A 21,896-nucleotide genomic window follows, 5' to 3' on the forward strand; every position below is an offset into this window, starting at 1 on the left:
CTCCTCAAGCCTTTTGCATCGACTGCGCCATGCGCTCGGCGGTGGCCAAGGCAGCGGAGGTCATGATGTCGAGGTTGCCGGCGTAGGCGGGCAGGTAATGGGCAGCGCCTTCGACTTCGAGGAACACCGAAGTCTTGAGCCCGGAAAATTGTCCGAGGCCCGGAATGTTCAGTGGCGCGTGTTCTGGAATCACGTCGAACTGCACTTTTTGCTTGAGGCGATAGCCCGGCACATAGGCCTGCACTGCCGCCGCCATCTCCTCGACGGAAGCCTCTATCTGCGCCTGATCGGCGGCTTCGGACAGCACAAACACGGTGTCGCGCATCATCAGCGGCGGCTCGGCCGGGTTCATCACGATGATTGCCTTGCCCTTGGCTGCACCGCCGATCACTTCAATGGCCCTGGAAGTGGTTTCTGTGAACTCGTCGATATTGGCACGGGTGCCGGGGCCGGCGGATTTACTGGCGATCGAGGCGACGATCTCGGCGTAATGCACCTTGGCCACCCGCGACACCGCCGCGACCATCGGGATAGTCGCCTGGCCACCACAGGTCACCATGTTGACGTTTGGCTGAGCCAGATTCTGTTCCAGGTTGACCACCGGCACGCAATACGGACCGATGGCTGCCGGGGTCAAATCTATCAGGCGGATGCCGGGTTTGACCGAGCGCAGGAACGCATCGTTCTTCACGTGGGCGCCAGCCGAGGTAGCGTCGAAAACAAAATCGATGTTCTTGAACTCGTCCATGCGCACCAGGCCTTCGACACCTTCGTGTGTCACTGCCACACCCATACGCTGGGCGCGGGCGAGGCCGTCGGAGGCAGGGTCGATGCCGACCATCACCGCCATTTCCAGATGCCTGGCGTTACGCAGGATCTTGATCATCAAATCGGTGCCGATGTTGCCCGAGCCGATGATCGCGACTTTGAGTTTGTTCATGGTTGTTGCCCCTTATGCAAAGTCGACCGCGACACGACCGATACCGTCGATCTCGGCTTCAAAACGGTCACCGGCAGCGACCGCGACCATCGGCCCGAGTGCGCCGGTCAGAATGATGTCGCCGGCGCGCAGCGGATCGCCCAGGCGGGCCATGGTGCAAGCCAGCCAGACCGCAGCGTTGAGTGGATGTCCCAGGCATTCGGCGCCGCTGCCGCTGGATACTTCCTCGCCGTTGCGGGTCATGCGCATGGTGGCTGCCTGCAGGTCGAGGCCGTCGATCTGGCGGGTGCTTTCGCCGAGGACGAAACAGCCACTGGAGGCGTTGTCGGCCACGGTGTCGACGAAGCGGATGTTCCAGTTCTGGATCCGGCTGCCGACGATTTCCAGCGCCGCAGCGACCCAACCGGTGGCGGCCAGTACATCGGCAAAAGTGGTCTCGGTGCTCGGCAGGTCACGCTCGAGGATCAGGGCGATTTCCGCCTCGATCTTCGGCTGCATCACGCGACTGATCGGCACACAGTCGTTGTGGTCATAGCGCATGTCGGCGAGCAGGGTGCCGAAGTCAGGCTGATCCACACCCAGTTGCCGCTGGACCTTGGGATTGGTCAGGCCGATCTTCCGGCCGATTACGGGGTTACCATTGCCCACCGCGTGAGCAATGTTCAGGCGCTGGATGGCGTAGGCGGCGTCTGCATTGTCTTCGCCGATCAGTTCGCGCAAAGGCGCGATGGCTTCGCCGTGGGCCTGGGCCTGGCGCAGGTCGCTTGCCAGTTGCTCCAGTGTGGCTTGAGTCAGGGTCATGGTGGCCTCGGTCATCAATGGGTCAGAAAATCCAGCACCAGGCGGTTGTAGGTGTCGGCGTGTTCCCACTGGGCCCAATGGCCGCAACGGTTGAACACATGCAGTTGCGCGTCGGGCAGACCGGCCAGCAGGCGCAGGCCGGTGTCCATCGGCACGAAGCGGTCCTCGCGGCCCCAGACAATCAGGGTGCGGGCCTTGATCTCGTGCAGGCGATGGCTGAAGTCCGGGAACTGCTTGGGGTTCAGGGTGCTGCTCTTGACGAAGTTTTCCAGGTGGTCGCGGCGCGCCAGGATGTTGTCCAGGCGGGTCTGGAACATCGCGTCGGTGATGCTGCTGGCGTCGAAGACGAAGACGTTCATCATCTTCTTCAGGTTGTCGATGGTCGGCTCGCGGTACAGCGTGCCGATCAGCTTGATGCCCTCGGTGGGTTGCGGGACGAAGGCGCTCGGGCCACCGGTGCCGCCGCCCATCAGGATCAGTTTGCCGATACGTTGCGGGTAGGCGAGGGCGAACGCCACGGTGCTGTGGCCACCCATGGAGTTGCCGATGATGTGCACGCGGTCCAGGTCCAGCACGTCGATCAGGCCTTTGAGGGCGCGGGCATTGAGGTCCGAGCGCGAGCCATCGCAGACCACCGGATCGCTTTTGCTCCAGCCAGGGCAGTCCATCAGGATCACCCGGTAGCCGGCGTTGACCAAGGGCTCGATGTTGCAGTGAAAGTTGGCCCAGCCGCTGGCACCGGGACCCGAGCCGTGGAGCATGACCACGGTTTCGGCGCCCGGATTTTCAGGGATTGGACTGACATCGTTGTAATGCAGTTGCAGGTCCAGGTCGCCTTCCTTGATGCGGGCAAAGCGGCTGGTGGAAGCTTCGGTGAATCCAGTGGCAGTCATGGCAGTTCCTCGAAATTCAGTGATGGTTGTGCTGTGGTCGTGCGCCGAGGCTGGCGAAGCCGGCGATCCATTCAGGGATCGGTCGGTAGTAGCGGTCTTCCGTCTGGTACGGGCCGAAGGCGGAGAGGGCGGCGAACGCCGCGACCCAGGTTTTCACTTCGTGGGTGGACTTGCCGGCCAGTGCCGACAGTTCGTCATTACCCAGCCCATCGAAGACGCTCAGGCGACCCTGTTCGAGGCTGTCGAGAAAGCCCTGGTCCCAGATCGGGTTGAGCGGATGCAGGCAGTGCTGGTCCTGAACGAAATCCCTCGCGGCCTGGATGACCCGGTTCTGGCGGGCCAGGCGCTCATCGGCAGGCAGATCGCGGCCGCTACCCATCAGCCGGTCCGCCATACGCGCATCGACCTTGGCCAGCTCCGGCACCGGTGGCTGATGCGACAAGCCGCCGGAGGCCAGAAACAGCACACGTTTGTTCAATGTTTTGGCCCATCGACCGATGGCCTCGCCGAGCAAGCGGGCACGCTTGAAACCGGGCAGGGGGACCGCCACCGAATTGATGAACACCGGGATTACCGGACAGCCTTGCAAACCGCCGAGCAACAATTCCAGTGGCTGAGCGAAGGCATGGTCGACCTGCATACAATATGAGACGGCGGTGTCGACCCCGGCATTGAGTACCGCCTGGGCGCACGATTCAGCCAGCGCCTTGGGCACGTCGAGTTCACCGGCAGCCGTACCGAAATCGCCGATTGCATGGGCAGCCATACCGATGCAGAACGCCGGCATCACATCGTAGAAAAAGCCGTTGTAGTGGTCCGGGCCGAACAGCACGATCAACTCCGGGGCGAAGCGGGCAATACGCTCACGGGCCGCGGCAGTCATGCCGTCAATTTCGGCCAGCACCTGCGGTTCGGGGTCGACGAACCCCACCAGCGGCGTGTGGGACATGCAGTGCAGATAAGCGCTCATCTCAGGCCACCTTGCTGGCGACGAAAGTCGCGGCCGGGTGCGGCAGAGCCTTGAGCGCAAGGATCAACTGATCGCAGGCCTGACCCACGGTTTGCGGAATGGCCAAACCGGCAACAAAACGATCCGGGCGTACCAGGGCGATGGACGAGGCACCGTGGGCGAACCACTCGCGGATCCGGCCGGTGCTGTCACCGACGCGAATCACGTGTTTGCCGGCATCGCTGGCGGCCTTGAGCTGGACGTCCGGCAGCACCTGAATGAAGCGCGTACCCAGCGCCTGCCACTGTTCGATTTGCCCAGCCGAAAGGCCCCAGGTCGGATCGCAGCCCCAGGCAATGATTGCGAAATGCTTGCCGATCACTTCATCGAGCAGCACCCGCTCGCCGGCTTCGGTGAGCACCTGCGGCTGGATGAACATTTTGCCCACCTGCGATGCACTGTCTTGCGCGGTGATCAGTGCGCCCTTGGTGTATTGCGGCATCGGCTTGATGCGCATTTCCAGGAAGAAGCGTTTGACCGGCGGCAGATAGTTCAGCAACCAGGACACACCATCGCGCAAGGTACCTTGCCAGCGCTTGGGCGGCGCCAGTACGTGACCGGCAAGTACTGACAAATCGATCATTGCCTTGGCGTGGTCGCGACGTTCCTGTTCGTAGCTGTCGAGCAGGCTATCGGCGGCCAGGCCTTGGATCACCATCGCCAGTTTCCACGCCAGATTGGACGCGTCGCGCATGCCGCTGTTGTAACCCTGGCCTTGCCATACCGGCATGATGTGCGCGGCATCGCCGGCCAGCAGCACCCGCCCCTGACGGAAACGTCCGGCCAGACGGGCGTTGTGGGTGTAGACGCGGCTGCGGATCAGCTCGATGTGGTCCGGGTTGGGCAAGACTTTGCCGAGCAGCTTGCGCATGTTTTCCGGTTTGCTCAGCTCGGCTTCCGTCTCTCCGGGCATGACCATGAATTCGAAACGCCGAACGCCATGGGGCAGGGCAGCGGAAACGTAAGGGCGCACCGGGTCGCAGCACAGGTAAACGTGAGGAGTGCCCAGCGGATCGTTGGCGATATCGACCACGATCCACTGGTTCGGCGCGGTCTTGCCTTCGAAGCTGATATCCAGGCTGCGCCGCACGAGACTGTTGCCGCCGTCGCAACCGATCAGGTAGCGGGCATTCAGGCGCTCGCCGCGACCGTTTTGATCTTTGAGGTTGAGCACAACGGCGCTGTCGCTTTGTTCGAAGCTCTCCAGTTCGCGACTGAAAAGCACTTTGACGTTATCGAAGCGTTGCAGGCCGTCGAACAGCACGCGGTCGGCCAGGGGCTGGATGAAGGCGTTGCGTCGTGCCCAGCCGAACTCATCGGTCTTGGGCTGGATATCGGCGAAGCAGCGACCCTTGGGAGTAAGGAACCGCATCGCGTGCCAAGGGGTGGTGTGGGGCAGCACGGCGTCGGCCAGGCCCACCGCCTGGAAGGTACGCAAGCTTTCATCGTCCAGGCCAATGGCGCGGGGGTAGTCGATCAGGCTGTCGAGTTTTTCCACCAGAGTGACTTTCACGCCACACTGGCCAAGGTAATTGGCGATCATCAAGCCGACGGGACCGGCGCCGACGATGGCGACGTCGGTGCTCAGCTCCAATGGGGTAGGCGTGGGTGCAGAACTCATGGATATCTCCCTACAGCGCTTTTGGATTTCTTGTTGGGCGCAGTATGGAAATGGTCGGGCTGGTCGACAACGACAACCCTTGTTAGTGTGCACCAGGTGCACAACGTTGATTTACAAGCAGAACGGAGCGATTCGATGAGCGAGACCGAATACAAGGCCGTGCGTGGATTGATGCGCGGGCTGGCCCTGATCAACGGCCTGAATCGCTTCGACGGCGGCGCCAGCACGGCTCAACTGGCCGAGCAGAGTGGGCTGCACCGCACCACCGTCAGGCGCCTGTTGGAGACCTTGCAGGCCGAGGGTTACGTGCGGCGCAGCGAGTCCGACGACAGCTATCGGCTGACCTTGAAAGTGCGGGAATTGAGTGAGGGTTTTCGCGATGAGCAGTGGATCTCGTCCATCGCGGCTCCGCTGTTGGGCGAGCTACTGCAAGAGGTAGTCTGGCCCACCGATCTGTGCACCCTGGACGGCGACGCCATGGTGATTCGCGAGACTACCCATCGCTTCAGTCGCCTTTCGTTCCACCGTTCCATGGTCGGGCGGCGCCTGCCGTTGTTGATGACCGCCACCGGGCGCGCCTACTTCGCCTTTTGCCCGCCGGCCGAACGTGAAGAGCTGATTGAGTTGATGATCAGCCGCGAAGACGAGCAATCCGCGCTGGCAGCGGACCGGCGTTTTATTGAAAGGTTGGTGGAACATACGGTAAGCAAGGGATACGGAGAAAATAATTCCCACTGGGGCCAGGAGCGCAAGATCGCCGCCATCGCCATTCCGATCACCCATGAGGCGCGGCTAATGGGCTGTCTGAACCTGGTGTACATCGCCAAGGCGATGTCGGTGGAGGAAGCGGCTCGGCGTTACCTGCCAGCGATGCACAGTGTGGTGCGAAAGATCCAGGTTGAGTTGAGTTGCGAATCGGAGTGACAGGCCATAAGCAGGTTTCGTAAAGTTCCGCTCTGACACATAATTTAACATAATATACATTACACGTAAGCCGAGCCTGTTCGTGTGTGTTGCGTTCCACAGGAAATTACCTAGGCTCAAATGCAACGCTTCCTGCCATAAGGAGCAGCTTCAGCTGTTGCACTTATGCCTGTTATTCATTTGAAAGACATTTACGTGCCTTCCGGACTCGTTGGTTGGTTGTTGACCGATGACCGTGGACGACCGCGCTATTGGTCAACAGTCTGGTCTGCACTGGACGGTGCCAGCTTGGCGCCGTCCACACTACGAACCCAGCTGTCCGTCATCGAACAGCTGTACCAGTCGGCCAAACGGCTTTACCAGGCTGACTGCCTTGATCGCTTGATCGCTTGATCGCTTGATTGCGGAGCTCAAATTCGATGAGCTTGAAGCCTGTCTTGAGACGTTTTTCATCACGGCCAGGAATCATGGCGCCCAGACTGCAGCCAACTACCATCCCAACTGGCGTATGGCCTACGCTTTCGTCAAAAGTTGTGTTCAGCGCCTGCTGAAAAGTCATGCCGATCCCGACATGCTTTGGCGACTGAGCATGCGCCTGGAGCGCCTGGAGAAGCTGTTTGACTCGCTAATGTCTGGTTATAGGCCTTGGATACATGCTGCCGTTTTTTTTAATACGCCTTCAGGAACGAAGCTATTTCCTGCGAAACATAGTCCTAGCAGACCCACAATCAGAAAAGAAATCCGAAACGAACGACCGTATGTCCAAGGAGCGATTATTGAAAAAGCCCCCTTTATTTGAGGCTCCATATCCTCCGAAAACAAGCTAACTTTCGGAGCCGCTAGGATTTTCTCGAGCGATATGATTGCGCACTCAGATTTCTTTATCATCAAAGAAACCCGCTGATCAAGCTTCCAAAAAATGAACGTAATGAAACTCAGGAACAGCCCTAAAAGACCACCAACTGTCACTAACTTATCGCCTTGTGAAATGCATGTACCTAAGCCAGCAGCAATTAACCCTGTGATAACCAGGTAAAAATTAAACACTGTCATACGTTGCTGAGCGTGCAGCTGAAAATAGCGCCATGCATGCTCAAGCGAAATCTTTGCATTCTCATTACTGTCCATCTGACTTTCCAAAAAAACGCCCTCCATAAACTTGAAAAAATTTTTCTAGAACTTTGGCACTCGCGAATGCGGCATATCGTTGTGCTTCATTTTCTTTATCAGGGTCCGCAAAATCGCAAACACCTTTTAGAGCAAAGGTCTTGGGTTGCTGACCGTTAGCAACAGCTGCTGCTGCATATAGGCCATAAATCTCCATTTCGACACCGAGCAAATCACGTTGCTGAATCTTAATTTCTTCAATCGTGTGGCCGTCAGCCAAGACAGCAGAGCCCGAAGCGACAGGCCCAACATGAAGAGTAGTCTTGAACTTACAGTCTTCCGAATACATACTTGGCAATTCGTTAAAAAAAGCCTTTTCAGAGCGTAACTGTTCAAAATGAGCTCTTATCCGTTGATCCGCTGGTAATTGATGGGGCGCGGATGAAAACTTAGGCTTTCCGGCATCTATCAAACGTTTACCGCTTTGAAAGTCCCACACAGGATCTGCAAAAAGTACGTCTCCAAGCAACACCTTATCCTTTACACCAGCGCATATTCCTGTCATCACCATAATAGTTGGACTCAACGCATTGATGAGCGATGCGCTTTTTATCGCAGTTGATATCATCCCCATACGCGAAGCAAATGTAGCCACTACAGTTATTCGAGTATCTCCAAGAAGAAACCAGCCGTCCCTGACAAATACCGAATCATCTATAGGACGAGCAGCCCCCCAATTCCACGGCAAATCGAGAACGGCCTCGAACTCTGGAGACTCAAGCGCACATATAATCGCAACATCTACTGAGCACCTATCAATTTGAATTCCGCCGGAAACAGCGCTTCGATTAATATAACTTACGCAATTGATTATTCTCGACATCCACGTTTCAGAATGATCGGCATACTCAATAATTACCCAAGTCCCTTCAGAGAACTTATCACTAGCAGCTTCTGCCGCAGCCTTGTCAGCAGTTATTCCTATAACTTTTCCAGGTTTAATAATATCCTCGTCAACATTAATTTGATGCAGCAAGTCCAAAGAATGAGAATGTGTTGTGGCTTTATCGTGTTTATAAAATGGAAGCACAATATCCAAAATTAGCAAGTCGTAGTAGTTGCTCTCCAGACTGCATAGCGCATCATAAGCACATACAACTATCTCTACATCTTCAACTCGATCAACTCCATAATCCATCAGCTGTTGAAGAAGAGCACCATACCTTGTTGGACAGTCGTCAGCTATGAGGATCTTCATATTCCACGACCTCCCTTGAACTCTAACTCCTTAAATGCCACCCTGAGTTCGTCTTTCCATGTTTCATAGGTGGAATTATAGTGAAGCACACTGCGCAATAGCGTTGGAAATTCCTCTTTAAGCTCCTTCGCTATTCCGGATAAATCTACATTTCCTCCTTGGCGGGGGAATGCCTCATAGCCTGTAATAACAATAACAGGACAAGAAATATTTGCGTACCCCATATTCCGCAAGACTTCTATTCCTCCAGAACCTTGTGGGCGACCGCCTGCTTCACCACCTACAATATCTATATCCATAGTAGGTAAAGACATATCCAGTAGTAGCAAATCTGGAGTGCCTTCGTCGAGCCTATCAAGTGCCGAGTTTACAGATTTAGCATGATCTATCTTCATTGGAATGCAAAGGCTCCGCAGAAATAGCTCGATCTGAGTAATTTTAGGAGTTTCATCTTCCACTATGAGTACAACCAATTCTCGATCAATCATTAGGCTTCCGCCGCTTGCCGGGTCTGAATGAGAAAGTTATAAATAACACTTATCGAAAATTGGCCGTCGGCTTTAAAGCCGAAACTCATTTCACCCTTGGAAGACTGTTTTACGACTGCGGCAATTTTATATAAGCCGCTACCTCCTTCTGTTTTAGTTTTAGTATCGTATTCTCCGCGATCAATTTTTTCCCTAATTTCGGCGAGTTTCTTCTCTGCAGCCTGCCTGATACTTGGCTTTGAGTTACAACTCACATCTATGGAGAATATTTCCTGTTCAAGATCGGGGGCGACAGTGATCGTGATGGTTGGCTTCTTCAATCCTGAATGTACACGCGCATTGTCGAGTGATACAAATAGCACATCATGCAATAGCACTAACGTACTAGGCATAACTCTCACGTCATCACAGGAAAACTTAGTCTCAATCTCAGGCTCAAACCCTCGCAAACATTTTTTTGCAGCTTTGATTGATATCTCAAGAGCCTGACTAATATCGAAAGTCCGGCCGAGGGTATCGGCATCATTGATTTTATGGAACCAACTGGCCGCGTCATCGAGGGCTAACTGGACCTCAACAGAGCAATCTCCAACTGCCCTGTCCAGGTCGTGCTGTGAAGAGGAACCTTCGACTAATTTCTTTGATTGAGCACGAAACTCATCAAAAATGTAGCTGAGTTCAGACTTCAACTCCTCCGCTAGTAATTTTCGTGCATCTCCTAACGACTTCTCAAGATAAGCCCAAAGAAGCGCAAGAGTCCCTTTAACGAACCCCTGCAGGTCATGATCTTGCAACAGGACTCTGATGACCGGAATAATTTGCGGGCTTATTTCGATATCAAACACCCCCAAAGGATGTTCTTTATTTTTTATCTGCAGTTTATTATCTTTCGCTACCAATAACGCATTATCGAAATCGGTGGAAAGCTTCTGAAACAGCTTGCTTAAGCTATACAGATTTTCCTTATTACAGTCTTTAAATTTTTCTAGCCATGTAGCATTCTCATTATATCCTTTATCATCAGCCTCTTTTTTTGTGATGATATTTTGCAACTGAAGCGGACCCCGAATCAGTCCAACAAATGATTGATGCCGAATTCTTTTGCTTAAATAATAATCCAAACCAAATAAAGAGTTGTTCAAAAATTCATTTTTTATTTTCGATAACAATGAATACAGCACCGCGTCCGCCTCATCGAAAACGGGCGTGGTGTTTGGTAGCTGGCCATCAACAAGGAGCCCTTCCATGACATCGTCATACTCAAGGGTTGTTACAACTTTAGCCAAATCTCTATATCTGTAAAAATCTTCTACTAACTCTCGACCCGCCCATCTAGCAAGAGAGTCCGTATCAACATGTATACGTGTCCCATCAACAATTCGCTGCCCCGCTTCTAGAACCTCCCGATTTGTAATATCTAGAATCTCATCTTCGTATTTACTCGAATTCTGAGGATCTAGACTACGAAGGACGCTACACACATCCATTCGCTGATCCAATATGGCAGCAGTCGTACTAACCACTCGAGCTTGGTCTATTAAAGATGGAATGCATACTTCCCTTAAGAAATATACCAACAAGTGATCTGGGACTTTCCCCTTTAAATCCACAACTTTAGCGGGACTTCTAAATTCTTTGAGTCTAATAATCTTCCCGACTTTAAATCTTAGATGAGATGCTGTAGCCTCATTCTCCGTGATATTCCACAACATATGCAAAGCTGTAGGTGCCACCAGCCAATCTGATACACCATCAAAGTCTATGGTCGAATAGCTATTCAAGGAATTTTTTATAGGAATAAAACCAAGCCTACTAGGGGAAGTAGCCCCTTCATTGGCTATCAGTCGGATAACTTCACCCTTGTTACCTGCGGAATAATTAGCGTGCAGTATTAACGGTATCTCAATACCTGGAGCTTTCTTGCAGTTAGACGTCAGCACGTCGCCCATCACCTGCAGCGCCTGCTCAAAAGCTTTCGCACGAATAAAACCACACGCTCTAAAAATTCGTTCTAAGTAGCTACCATCTCCAGGGCTTCCTTCAGGATGGCTTAAGAGAGACCAGCATTTGCATATGGCACTCTCATCCCTTTCGACAGCAATGCCAACATCTTCGCTCCCAACACATGGAGTGTTGAGCGATACTAACTCCGGACGCCACAATTCATCAGGAAACTCCCTGTAAATTATTCTCACAAATGAATATATCGCAACAGCAATTGGAAGTCCGCTTAAATTCACAAGCATTTTCAGCAGCATTGCGTATGCATCTACGGATGTAGCGTCCTGCCTCAAAATTTGCCCGATAAGCTTAGATATCGCCTGGGGTATTGAACGAGTTGAGTAGCACTTTGTCTGCGAATAAATCATGCCCGAATAGATATGAGTCCACGCGTCCACAATTGTAGATCTTCGCTGCTCATGCAATATTTTTGTCGCCTCCACGAGACGGCCAGAAAAAAGCGCATCAATTCCAGCAACTGGTCTGAGATGAAGATTATTTAGTTCTTTATGGATTCCAAAAAACAGCCGTGCCTTTGATAGGCGAAAATCGTTGACACCTTCAACCTGCGTCAAAGCAACTTTAACGGCCTTCTGTATCTCGCTGGCCACAGGGTTTGATATAACGTGCTGTATTAAACTGATAAACGTCTCATAAACATCAACAAGCGAGTGACTTTGCTCTACTCTAAGCACATCGGCAACGCCTTCAATGCTTGTAGGCCACTCACCCATCATGCGGTGCAACATATACGTTTTTACAGACGGGTCGTACTTGGAGTGGTTATTGATTTTTTGACGTATATCTTCGCGGAACTTATGTATTCCGACGCGACCTTCATTTCTTACACTGGTGTTGTACGCAATAAAGTTCAGCAATCCACTTTTATAGATGGAGCGAACCTCTGAAGTATATTTTTTTTGCTTTTCAAGTCCGCCCGAGGCGTTTTCTAATGCTATACGCAATTGCACCGACCAAAAACTTGCGCCGTGCGCCGCGTCAAAAGCCTCCAGCGTCCCAATGCTTTCGTCAATGTGTCCATTGAGCCAAAAGTACTCAACATGTTCAGCAGCTGACCTGAAGTTGTTAATTACTGCAGCATCTTCGTTAATCCGGGCGACAATCCATAGAATCTCGCGCTCCAGCGAGACCATAGGGGCATCCACCTTAACCCCTTCTAATTCATCGTAACCGGTTGGAAAACGGGATAGTTCTGGTAATTGCGACCTTATCTGAGATGAAGCCCAAGCGAGGTATTCCGAAAATGAAGACATGTGTAAAGCTGCACGAGCTTCTAACATGTGTTTCCTGTAACCACTTCGAAATTTAAAGGAACGATCGTATCGGCGATTTTTTTCAAATTTTTTTGCTTTGAAATCAGCGATTACGCCTCTAAATTTGTGCTGGCAGTTGATAAAAACTTTTGAATAATCGCTAATCAATTCCATTTCGCTCTTCTGCTCCTTTCATTTGGCCTGGTGGCTAGAAACGCCTTTTTAGAAGCACAAAAATTTTTCAGACCGGGATCATAACCCTGTGATGGCCTTCTGCCTATAGTTGTCACCGCCAATGTAAAACTGCCCCCCTAACGCCAACGCAAATTTGACCCCCTGGGCCATCATGGCGGCTTTGAACTGCCGAGATGTTGACCCAGGAGCAGTCAGTGGAAATCAAGGTATTGGCCCGTCAGGGCATGGGCATAAAAACCATCGCGCGCACGCTTGGGTTGTCGCGCAACACCGTGCGCAAGTACCTGCGTGGCGAGGCCGAGTCGCCGCGCTATACAGTGCGAGCGCCGCGTCCAGCCAAGCTCGATCCCTTCAAAACCTATCTGCAAGGCGCGTAGAGGCGGCCCGGCCGCATTGACGGTGCTGTTGCGCGAAATCCAGGCGCAAGTACCAGGCGGAATCTGGAAAGCCTCCAGACTGCTGAATGGCGAGAACGGATTCGGCTTGATCAGCGAAGCGGTTTCGCCAGGGTTTGATTTTGCGGATATGGAAATGGGGAGTCGGCGGATACTCACAGCGCAGTATCCACAGCATCGAGCGCTGATTGAAAAGCTGACGCGTGATGAGGATTGAGAGCCGTACATTTGAAATTGAGAGATCACCGCGCATCAAAGGCAAGGTGCTTTGGAGAGCCATGGTGGAGATTGAAATCGGGTGCGCAACCGGGCTGATCTCGTAACATATAGTTTTGTAAAGTAGGAGTGTTCGGATGGTTGTGCGATTTATTACCTATTGGTTTTATTAAATATTTAACAAAAATTGCACTTGTTGTGTTGCTATAAGCATAAAGTGGGATTTGTTGCGTAGTGCTTCTTCTGCATGCGCAACACTCTTGGGTTAATTCAGCCAACAATCTGATGAAAAATTGAGGCTTATGTTGCTGTTTATTCAGCTGCGGAAGACGCGAAGAAGCGCGGAGTGATATTTTCGATTACATCAAGCCTCGGCTTCAGCGCGCAGCAGCTGCTCCAGGAAGTCGGCGAAGCTCTGTTCCTGAGTCGCTGCTTGTTGTGCCAAGCCAGCCCAGTCCACAGCCATCCGTTCAATCTTGAGCTGCTGGCACAGCTCGATGATGCGGACATGTTGCAGGTTCATCGGCTCCACTCCAACAACTCATCGTAAACCGATAGCGGGTGCTGCAAACTCTCGTGCGGTAGAACCCGTCCCAGCCGTAGCGAGGTGACCGCCGGGGCTGTCGTAACCCCGCCGGCCGGCAGGGGCAGCAAGACATCACGCTCTTCAGCCAGGCGTATCGCTGGCTTTACACCCGTGGTGCCATGAATCCGCTGATGCACGACTTCATCGAGCAAACGACCGATATGCGCAATGGTGGTGGCTACATCCAAAGGCAGGCTCGCACTCTTAAGCGTGGCCGCCAGCGGCATGATGAAACTGCCCTTGAGGTAACCGTTGAAGCGCTCGACCTTGCCTTTGGTCTTGGCCCGATAGGGTCGGCAAACACGAGGGCGAAAGCCGTATTCATCGGCCAGTGCCAGCAGCCGGGGATGCCAACGATGCAGGCCCACGCCATAGGCGTCGCGCTCCAGAATGATCGCGCCGGCGTTGTCGAACAGCACCTCCTCCGGCACCCCGCCGAAATAGACAAAGGCCTCACGCAAGCCGTCCAACCACGCATCACTGTCCTCGCGGGCGCCGAAGCGGACGAAGGTGGCGCGGCTGTAGCCAAGCGTGGCGACAAAAGCCTTGAGCGGGTTGCGGCCCCCGCGGATGGTGGTGAAATCTACCTGCACCTGCTGGCCGGGCGAGGTATCGAAGCGCACCACTGGGTCATGGCGCGGGCGCTTGAACGGTGCCAGGTAGGATTTGAGCCGGATAATGCCGCCTGTGTAGCCCTTGCAGTTGCAGATGTTGTCCTGCCAGAATGTCGTTGCCCATCACCAGCGTCTGCAGCGAGCCGTCGGCATGAATCAGGCTGTACTCGATGGCATCGCCCAGATGGAAATAATGCAGGATGTCCGACTGGTTGAAATGAAACTGGCCAGCCGGTGATTCTTCGGTCAACAGATAGTAAATCGACGTCATCCGATAACGTGGACCGCCCGTTGTTTCGAGCATGTCCCGGTGGTCGGCCTGATAGGTTCTGCGAAAAAATCCGCCTTCGACGTGAGGTTCAAGGTCCAGTGATGCGATCAGGTTTGACGCAGTAATCGAGCGTGGATTCATGACCTGCTCCAACGATTTCCAATACAGCCTGTAATAACTCGACTAAACGGTCATTTAGTGTAGTTAACCTATAATGGCTTCACATTCGAAGACGTTCGCTGCACTTCTACTCTTGACTTCACCAAGCCGCAATATGCGAATCCGCCCTCGGCTCAGTCCCGCCACACAGCACGCCACTAACCGGATCACGAAGAATGATCTGCCCCCGGCCGTAATCCGTCAGATCACAGGCAATCTGCACCTCATGCCCCCGACGCATCAAGGCATTGGCCAGATCCCTCGAAGCTCCCTGCTCGATCCCGACCTTCATTCCTCCCAACCATTGCCAGCGCGGAGCGTCCAGCGCCGACTGCGGGTTCAGGCCAAAATCCACCAGGTTCATGACCATCTGCACATGCCCCTGAGGCTGCATGTACCCGCCCATCACACCAAACGGCCCAAGTGCCTTCCCATCCTTGGTCAGGAACCCCGGAATAATCGTATGAAACGTCTTCTTGCCCGGTGCAAGGCAGTTGGCATGTTCCGGATCAAGGCTGAATTCCTGCCCTCGGTTCTGCAGCGCAATACCGCTGTCTGGCAGCACCACACCCGAACCAAAGCCGTGATAATTGCTCTGGATGAACGACACCATATTGCCTTGCCCATCGGCCGTGGCCAGATACACGGTGCCGCTGGCGTGTGGATCCCCAGGCTTCGGTGGCTGAGCTTTATCGCCAATCTGCCCGCGTCGCCGGGCGCTGTAGTCATCACTCAACAGATCAGCCACCGCCACGCGCATGTGCAGTGGATCGGTGATGTAGTGCAGACCATCGCTGTAGGCCAGCTTCATGGCCTCCAGCTGACGATGCCAGGTCTGTTGGCTGTCACGATGATCGAAGTCGAAACCTTCGAGAATCTTCAGCACCATCAACGCAACCAGACCCTGGCCGCTTGGCGGGATTTCCCAGACATCCACACCGCGATAATTGATGTGGATCGGCTCCACCCACTGCGCACGGTAATGTTCCAGATCCGTGGCTCGCAGATACCCGCCAGTCGCCCGCGAATGAGCATCCAGTCGTTGGGCCAACGCGCCACGATACAAACTCTCGCAGCGGCTCTGCGCCAGTTCTTCAAGCGTCCGCGCTTGTGCCGGATTGCGAAACAGCTCCCCTGCCCTCGGCGCCCTGCCCTCAATCAGGAAAGTATCGAACCAGGCGTCCAGCACCGCGTCGCGATGGGGACCGAACTCGTCCAGAGCAATCTGCCACTGATGGGCAACCACGGGTGACAGCGGAAAACCATCCCGCGCCAGGTTGATCGCCGGTTGCAGCAAATCAGCAAACGGCAGCACCCCGAAGCGTTGAGAAAGCTCAGCCCACGCCGATGGACAACCGGGCACCGTCACCGGCGTCCAGCCATACAGCGGCATTTGTTCATGACCGGCAGCCTTGACCGCTTCGATGCTCAAAGCTGCAGGCGCATGGCCGTTTGCATTGAGGCCATGCAACTGATCCTTGAACCAGACCAAGGCAAAAGCATCACCGCCAAGACCGCACCCCGTAGGCTCGACCACGGTCAGCGCTGCCGCAGTGGCGATGGCGGCGTCGATCGCATTGCCACCCTTTTGCATCATTTCGATACCGGCCTGAGCGGCCAGCGGCTGGGACGCCGCCACCATGCCACGGCGGGCAAACACGCTTTGGCGTTGCGACGGATACGGATACTCGTGAGCAGAAAAATTCAGCATGGCAAAGACTCTTCAAAACAAGGATTCATTGGCCAGACTTGATCCGGTTCCATTCGCGGGTCATCAGACGCTGGATGTTTTCCGGCAGATCGGCGGAGACAAAGGTGTGACTGATCACCTCATCGCCCGGATAGATCCCCGGGTTGCCGCTGACCTTGGGGTCCATCAGGGGCGTCGCGTCCTTGTTCGGGTTCGCATACCCGACGTAGTCACTGACCGACGCAATCACCTCGGGTCGCAGCAGGTAGTTGATCACCGCATGGGCGTTGGCCACGTTGCCGGCATCCTTGGGGATCGCCAGCATGTCGAACCACAGGTTCACGCCTTCCTTGGGAATAACGTAGCGGATATCGATGTTTTTCCCGGCCTCGCGGGCCCGGGTCTGGGCCTGCATCACGTCGCCGGAGTAACCGATCGCCACACAGATATCGCCATTGGCCAGGTCCGCGGTGTACTTCGATGAGTTGAAGTAAGTCACCGACGGCCGCAAGGTCATCAGCAGTTTCGACGCCTGCTTGTAGTCGTCCGGCTTGACGCTGTTGGGGTCCAGCCCGAGATAAAGCATGGCTTGAGGAATGATCTTTACCGGCGCATCGAGAAAGGCCACGCCGCAGCTTTTGAGTCGGGAAAGATTCTGCGGATCGAACACCATGGCCCAGGAATCCAGCGGCACGTCCTTGCCCAGCACCGCTCGCACTTTCTCCTCGTTGTAGCCGATGCCTACGGTGCCCCACATATAAGGCACGGCATAACGATTGCCCGGATCGGCCGCTTCCAGACGCTGCATCAAGCGCGGATCAAGGTGCTTCCAGTTATCCAGCAATTCACGCTGCAGCGGCTGATAGGCTCCGGCCCGGATCTGCTTCGACAAAAACTGACTGGAAGGCACCACCACGTCATACCCCGAATGCCCGGAAAGCAGTTTGGCCTCGAGCATTTCATTGGTGTCGAAAATGTCGTACTGCACCTTGATGGCGCTGTCTTTCTCGAAGTTCTTCAGGGTGTCAGGGCCGATGTAGTCGGACCAGTTATAGACCTTCACCACCGGGTCGGCAGCCTGAATAAAGGGCACCACGGCAGCGCAGCACAGGGCTGCAAACACGCTCGATAAACGCATCGTCAATATCCTTGTGAGTCTCACAGCACGCGGCTGAGAAAGGCTTGGGTACGGGGATGAGTGGGGTGACTGAAAATCTGCTCCGGTGGGCCCTGCTCGATCAGTTCACCTTGATCGAGCACCACCACACGGTCGGCGACCTCTCGGGCAAAACCCATTTCATGGGTGACCACCACCATCGTCATGCCCTCCTCCGCCAGTTCCTTCATCACCTGCAAAACTTCACCGACGGTTTCCGGGTCCAGCGCACTGGTGGGTTCGTCGAACAGCATCGCCTGAGGTTTCATGGCCAAAGCCCGGGCAATCGCCACCCGCTGCTGTTGGCCACCGGAAAGCATTGACGGGTAATGGTTGGCCTTCTCGGCCAATCCGACACGCTTGAGCAGTGCTCGTGCCTGTTCCTCCGCCGCTTTGCGCGGCACACCCAACACCTGAATCGGTGCTTCGATGATGTTTTCCAGCGCGGTCATGTGCGGGAACAGATTGAAACGCTGGAACACCATGCCGATGTCCCGCCGCTGACGGGCGATGTTGCGCTCCGAATCCCGCACCAGGCTGCCATCGGCCTTGGTGCGATAGCCCATGGACTGGCCGTTGACCCGGATCTGCCCGGACTGAATGTCTTCCAGCAAATTGATGCAGCGGATAAACGTGGTTTTGCCCGACCCCGAGGCGCCGATCAGCACCACCACTTCGCCGCGCCGGACTTGCAGGGAAATCCCTTTGAGAATCTCTAGGTTGCCGAACGACTTGTGAATGTTCAGCGCTTCGATGATCAGTTCGTCACTTTGATGCGCCATGGTTAACGTCCCCTCAGCAGTTTCAGCGTGCTGCGACCGAACATCCGGCTGGATGCCGGCGGCGGCGACGAAGGTCGGTCCGACTGGCCGAAACGTGTCTCCAGCCAGCGCTGGAAGAAGCCCCACAATGTAGTGAGCAACAGGAAATAGATCGCCACCACGAGGTACAGCTCGAACACGCGGAAGGTCGCCGAAGTGACCATCTGCGTGCTGAGCAGTAGCTCCTGCACACCGATCACACTGACCAGCGTGGTGTTTTTAAGCATCACGTTGAACTCGTTGCCCAGCGGCGGAACGATGACCCGAAACGCCTGCGGCAAGACAATCCGCCGCATCAATTTGGCGAAGGTCATGCCCAGGGAACGTCCGGCCTCGTATTGCCCCTTGTCGACGGCACCGATACCGGCGCGAATGATCTCGGCCATGTACGCGCCTTCGTTGAGGCCCAGCGCGATGATCGCAGCCTGGATATTGCCGGGGACCACCAGGCCGAACAGCTCAATGTCTTCGAAGCGGAAAATCCCGCCCGCCGCCAGCGCCGTGTAGAGAAAGACGATCTGCACCAGCAAGGGCGTCCCGCGCATCAGCCACACATAAAAGCGCACCGGCAGGTGCAGCAACGGGTTCTTCGATAACCGCAGCAACGCCGCCGCCAATCCCAAAACGCAACCCAATAACATGGCCAGCACACTGATCAGGCACGTCAGCCAGAGCCCGGTGAGGTAGACCCCACTGGGCTGCAACAGGTACTGCCAGAACACATCCCAATTGAAATTCATCAACGTCTACCTCAATCAAGGGTGTCGCTGGAGACGTGCCATTTACTCAGGAGCTGGTTGTAGCTGCCATCGCTGCGCATGTCGGTGATCACCTGCTGCACGGCGGCACTCAGTTGCGGATCGTCCTTGCGAATGCCCAGGCCTGTGAGGATCCGGCTGAAGGCCGGAACGCCTTCCTCGAACAGATCCGGCGCCATGGCAGCGTAATAACCGGCGGTTTCCACCGTGGTGCCGTAAGCGTCGACCTGACTGATCCGCAGAGCCTGGAACGCATCGGTGTCGGTGTTGTAGACCACCAGTTTCATCGGCGCCTTGCCGGCCTTGGCCAGGCTTTCATTCTCGGTATCGAGCAAGGTCTTGATGGTCGAACCGTTGAGTACCGCGATCTTGTGCCCGCTGAGATCGGGCAGCGTCTTGAGCCCCTTCGGATTGCCCTTGGGCACCACCACCGCCTGGCTGGAATACATGTAGTTGACGATGTCGATCACCTCCCGGCGCTCGGGCTTGTCGAACAACTGGTCGACGATCATGTCGCACTGCTTGGCCAGCAACGCCGGCAGCAATCCGGAAAACGGAATCACCCGCCACTCGACCTTTTTGTCCCCCAGACGTTTGGCGACTTCCAGGCCCAGATCGACGGTCAGGCCCTTTGGCTTTTGCGCTTCATCGAAGGAGACAAGGGGCGGCGAATCCATGCCCGAGCAATAGGTGAGTTTGTCGACCTTGAGCAAACGCTCCGGCACGGTGGGTGCGGCAACCGCCCACTGCGTACAGAGCCCCAGGGAAATTGCAGCCAACAACAGGCGAGACGTATGCATGACCAGACACTCCAGTTCGGTTAGTAACGGGGCAGTACTCAAAGTCAAAACATCGGCGGGTTCGTTGCCCGCTCTGTGGTTATCGTTCCGATTGCAGAAACCTGATCAGCTCGGGGACCGTGCCTTCGATATGTTCGCGCACCACCGCTTCGGCCTTGACGGCATCGCCGGCGCGAATCGCGTCGAGGATCACCACGTGTTCCTCGCGTGCACTCAGCGGCTTTTCACCGTGTTGTAGCCAAAGGCGCATGGGAGCTTCGATCAGCGAGTAAAGCGCGCTGATCTGTTTCACCAAACGAGGCCGTCCGCTGAGGCTGCACAGGTATTCATGGAACTTGCGGTGACGACTGACCCACTCCGCGCTCTCGTCGCGGTAGTCATCCATTTCATCGAGCAGCCGTTCCAGGGCCGTCAACTGACGCTCGCCGATCTTCGGCACGGCGACTCGAATCGCCAGCCCTTCCAGCGCACTGCGCATCTCGAAGACTTCGTGCATTTCCTCGACATCCAGACCGCTGACGATCGCACCGCGATTGGGTCGCAGTGTCACCAGGCCCTGAGCATCGAGACGCCGGAAGGCTTCGCGCACGGGCATCCGGCTCATGCCGATTTCACCGGCAATATCCTCGGCGATCAGCCGGTCACCCTTGCGGTAACGACCGCCGCAGATGCCCTCCAGAAGAAAGTTGTAGGCCTCCTCCTCGGCAGTCATTGGTTGGCGCTGGTCGTAGGCGGGAGCGAATTGCATGGCGGCACCTTTTGTCTTTTTGTATCCAATTATCCACGGATACATAAAAGCAGAATGCGTGCCAGAACCTGCGGCAGCGCGCCAAGCGTTTGATTCGAATGAATTAAGGAGAAATAGCACCGTGCACATACCGGCACGAAGATCGGGATTTGCTACCTATTGGCTCATTGCGAGCCCGGAAAAGGTGCAGAACGGTAGCCGAGTAACACCCATGGAAAACGGCAGCACACTCGCCTGCCATAACAGCAGACGAGTGCCAGGAACCCGAATCTCAGCTGCCATACACCTTCGCAGCCGGCACCGCCCGGTTCAGCAATTGCGCGACCGCCCCGCCGACTTCGCCCACGGCCCAACGGCCCTTCCTGTCCAATTCCGGCCCGCGACGCCAGCCATCGGCAATCGACAGCTTGCCGCCTTCCACTTCGAACATCTGCCCGTTCACCGACGCGGAGTCCTGTGAACCGAGCCACACCACCAACGGCGCAACGTTCTCCGGCGCAAAGTAGTCGAACCCCTCCTCCGGTTTTTTCATGACGTCGGCAAACACCCCTTCGGTCATGCCGGTGCGCGCGGCCGGGGCCAGGGCGTTGACGGTAATCCCGTAGCGCCCCAGTTCTGCCGCTTGCACCAGTGTCAGTGCGGCGATGCCGGCCTTGGCTGCGGCGTAGTTGGACTGGCCGATAGAACCCTGCAAACCGGCGCCGGAGCTGGTGTTGATGATCCGCGCACTCACGGTCTGGCCAGCCTTTACCTGCTCACGCCAGTAACGCGCGGCATGACTGGATATGCAGAAATGCCCCTTGAGGTGCACCGCCATCACCGCATCCCAGTCGGATTCGCTCAGGCTGGTGAACATGCGATCACGACAGATGCCTGCGTTGTTGACCACCACGTCCAGCCCGCCGAAGGTCTCGATCGCCTGGCGTACGATCAGCGCCGCATCGTCATAGCGGGTGATGTCGTTGCTGTTGGCCACCGCCCGGCCGCCCTGGGACTCGATGGCATCCACCACCGCCAGCGCGGCCTCACGGTTGATGTCGTTGACCAGCACTTTCGCGCCCTCGGCGGCGAACGCCAGCGCATACGCCCTCCCCAGCCCTCCCCCGGCGCCGGTAATGATCACGACGCGGTTTTTACAGATCTGCATGGTCCTGCTCCCGTCAAAACTTCA

At 55.5% G+C, this 21,896-nt stretch carries 19 protein-coding genes and 4 pseudogenes; 3 read left to right on the forward strand and 20 right to left on the reverse strand.

The annotated features are described in order from the left end of the window. Positions 1-4: 4 nt before the first annotated feature. From DLD99_RS14505 to DLD99_RS14525, 5 genes are read right to left on the reverse strand one after another with little or no spacing between them, the layout of a single operon-like run. Entirely contained in the window at positions 5-940 is a 936-nt protein-coding gene (locus tag DLD99_RS14505; protein WP_114883077.1) for an acetaldehyde dehydrogenase (acetylating), read from the reverse strand. Between the two features lie 12 nt (positions 941-952). Continuing rightward, positions 953-1,741 carry a 2-keto-4-pentenoate hydratase gene (gene mhpD / locus DLD99_RS14510; protein ID WP_114886691.1) on the reverse strand — a complete coding sequence of 263 codons (789 nt, stop codon included), beginning with the start codon at positions 1,739-1,741 and terminating at the stop codon, positions 953-955. Positions 1,742-1,755: 14 nt separating this feature from the next. Next, entirely contained in the window at positions 1,756-2,634 is an 879-nt protein-coding gene (locus DLD99_RS14515; protein WP_114883079.1) for an alpha/beta fold hydrolase, read from the reverse strand. A 16-nt stretch (positions 2,635-2,650) separates the two neighbouring features. Beyond that, on the reverse strand, positions 2,651-3,604 hold the full coding sequence (gene mhpB / locus DLD99_RS14520; RefSeq protein WP_114883081.1) for a 3-carboxyethylcatechol 2,3-dioxygenase: 954 nt from the start codon (positions 3,602-3,604) through the stop codon (positions 2,651-2,653). 1 nt (position 3,605) lies between these two features. Then, positions 3,606-5,264, reverse strand: a complete 1,659-nt coding sequence (locus tag DLD99_RS14525) for a bifunctional 3-(3-hydroxy-phenyl)propionate/3-hydroxycinnamic acid hydroxylase (RefSeq protein WP_114883083.1) — start codon at positions 5,262-5,264, stop codon at positions 3,606-3,608. A gap of 135 nt (positions 5,265-5,399) precedes the next feature. Here DLD99_RS14525 and DLD99_RS14530 point away from each other — a divergent pair, with 135 nt between their 5' ends. Further along, complete coding sequence (locus DLD99_RS14530; protein WP_114883085.1) at positions 5,400-6,188, forward strand: DNA-binding transcriptional regulator; 789 nt, start codon at positions 5,400-5,402, stop codon at positions 6,186-6,188. Positions 6,189-6,510: 322 nt separating this feature from the next. Here the strand turns inward: DLD99_RS14530 and DLD99_RS29110 are convergent, their stop codons facing one another. The 5 genes from DLD99_RS29110 to DLD99_RS14555 all read right to left on the reverse strand — a co-directional run bounded on the left by DLD99_RS29110 (position 6,511) and on the right by DLD99_RS14555 (position 12,490). Beyond that, positions 6,511-6,747 carry a hypothetical protein gene (locus DLD99_RS29110; RefSeq protein ID WP_162803484.1) on the reverse strand — a complete coding sequence of 79 codons (237 nt, stop codon included), beginning with the start codon at positions 6,745-6,747 and terminating at the stop codon, positions 6,511-6,513. Positions 6,748-6,824: 77 nt separating this feature from the next. Then, positions 6,825-7,316, reverse strand: a complete 492-nt coding sequence (locus DLD99_RS14540; protein ID WP_208647492.1) for a hypothetical protein — start codon at positions 7,314-7,316, stop codon at positions 6,825-6,827. Continuing rightward, positions 7,306-8,553 carry a phosphorylase family protein gene (locus DLD99_RS14545; protein ID WP_114883087.1) on the reverse strand — a complete coding sequence of 416 codons (1,248 nt, stop codon included), beginning with the start codon at positions 8,551-8,553 and terminating at the stop codon, positions 7,306-7,308. Before DLD99_RS14545 ends, DLD99_RS14540 begins: the two co-directional genes overlap by 11 nt. Next, positions 8,550-9,041 (reverse strand): response regulator, encoded by a 492-nt coding sequence (locus DLD99_RS14550; RefSeq protein WP_208647493.1) that lies wholly within the window; start codon positions 9,039-9,041, stop codon positions 8,550-8,552. The genes DLD99_RS14545 and DLD99_RS14550 overlap by 4 nt, the downstream gene beginning before the upstream one ends. Further along, positions 9,041-12,490: a hypothetical protein gene (locus DLD99_RS14555; protein ID WP_162803485.1), complete on the reverse strand. Its 3,450-nt coding sequence runs from the start codon at positions 12,488-12,490 to the stop codon at positions 9,041-9,043. The genes DLD99_RS14550 and DLD99_RS14555 overlap by 1 nt, the downstream gene beginning before the upstream one ends. Before the next feature lie 194 nt (positions 12,491-12,684). On the opposite strand from DLD99_RS14555, the pseudogene DLD99_RS29295 reads away from it, so the two are divergent. Both DLD99_RS29295 and DLD99_RS29300 read left to right on the forward strand, forming a co-directional pair. Next, positions 12,685-12,905: pseudogene (locus DLD99_RS29295) on the forward strand (helix-turn-helix domain-containing protein); the annotation flags it as partial. Positions 12,906-12,928: 23 nt separating this feature from the next. Then, positions 12,929-13,123 (forward strand): annotated as a pseudogene (locus tag DLD99_RS29300) (cupin domain-containing protein); the annotation flags it as partial. A 363-nt stretch (positions 13,124-13,486) separates the two neighbouring features. Here the strand turns inward: DLD99_RS29300 and DLD99_RS29120 are convergent. The 10 genes and pseudogenes from DLD99_RS29120 to DLD99_RS14605 all read right to left on the reverse strand — a co-directional run bounded on the left by DLD99_RS29120 (position 13,487) and on the right by DLD99_RS14605 (position 21,872). Further along, complete coding sequence (locus DLD99_RS29120; protein ID WP_162803486.1) at positions 13,487-13,645, reverse strand: P-loop NTPase family protein; 159 nt, start codon at positions 13,643-13,645, stop codon at positions 13,487-13,489. Further along, a pseudogene (gene istA, locus DLD99_RS14565) lies at positions 13,642-14,403 on the reverse strand (IS21 family transposase); the annotation flags it as partial. The pseudogene istA and the gene DLD99_RS29120, both read right to left, overlap by 4 nt. Positions 14,404-14,407: 4 nt before the next feature. Continuing rightward, positions 14,408-14,734, reverse strand: a pseudogene (locus DLD99_RS14570) (cupin domain-containing protein); the annotation flags it as partial. Between the two features lie 118 nt (positions 14,735-14,852). Next, the gene (locus DLD99_RS14575; protein WP_114883091.1) at positions 14,853-16,463 is read right to left on the reverse strand and encodes a gamma-glutamyltransferase family protein; all 1,611 of its coding nucleotides are present in this window, start codon (positions 16,461-16,463) and stop codon (positions 14,853-14,855) included. A gap of 25 nt (positions 16,464-16,488) precedes the next feature. After that, positions 16,489-17,580 (reverse strand): polyamine ABC transporter substrate-binding protein, encoded by a 1,092-nt coding sequence (locus DLD99_RS14580; protein ID WP_114883093.1) that lies wholly within the window; start codon positions 17,578-17,580, stop codon positions 16,489-16,491. Positions 17,581-17,600: 20 nt separating this feature from the next. After that, positions 17,601-18,380, reverse strand: coding sequence for an amino acid ABC transporter ATP-binding protein (locus tag DLD99_RS14585; protein WP_114883095.1), 780 nt, complete (start codon positions 18,378-18,380; stop codon positions 17,601-17,603). A 2-nt stretch (positions 18,381-18,382) separates the two neighbouring features. Further along, a complete protein-coding gene (locus DLD99_RS14590; RefSeq protein WP_085709894.1) occupies positions 18,383-19,159 on the reverse strand; it encodes an amino acid ABC transporter permease in 777 nt (258 codons plus the stop codon). 11 nt (positions 19,160-19,170) lie between these two features. Then, positions 19,171-19,977, reverse strand: a complete 807-nt coding sequence (locus DLD99_RS14595; protein WP_114883097.1) for an ABC transporter substrate-binding protein — start codon at positions 19,975-19,977, stop codon at positions 19,171-19,173. A gap of 79 nt (positions 19,978-20,056) precedes the next feature. Beyond that, positions 20,057-20,725, reverse strand: a complete 669-nt coding sequence (locus DLD99_RS14600) for a GntR family transcriptional regulator (protein WP_114883098.1) — start codon at positions 20,723-20,725, stop codon at positions 20,057-20,059. A 271-nt stretch (positions 20,726-20,996) separates the two neighbouring features. Further along, complete coding sequence (locus DLD99_RS14605) at positions 20,997-21,872, reverse strand: SDR family oxidoreductase (RefSeq protein WP_114883101.1); 876 nt, start codon at positions 21,870-21,872, stop codon at positions 20,997-20,999. Positions 21,873-21,896: the final 24 nt, after the last annotated feature.

It is taken from the genome of Pseudomonas kribbensis (genome assembly GCF_003352185.1).
Taxonomy (GTDB): Bacteria; Pseudomonadota; Gammaproteobacteria; order Pseudomonadales; family Pseudomonadaceae; genus Aquipseudomonas; species Aquipseudomonas kribbensis.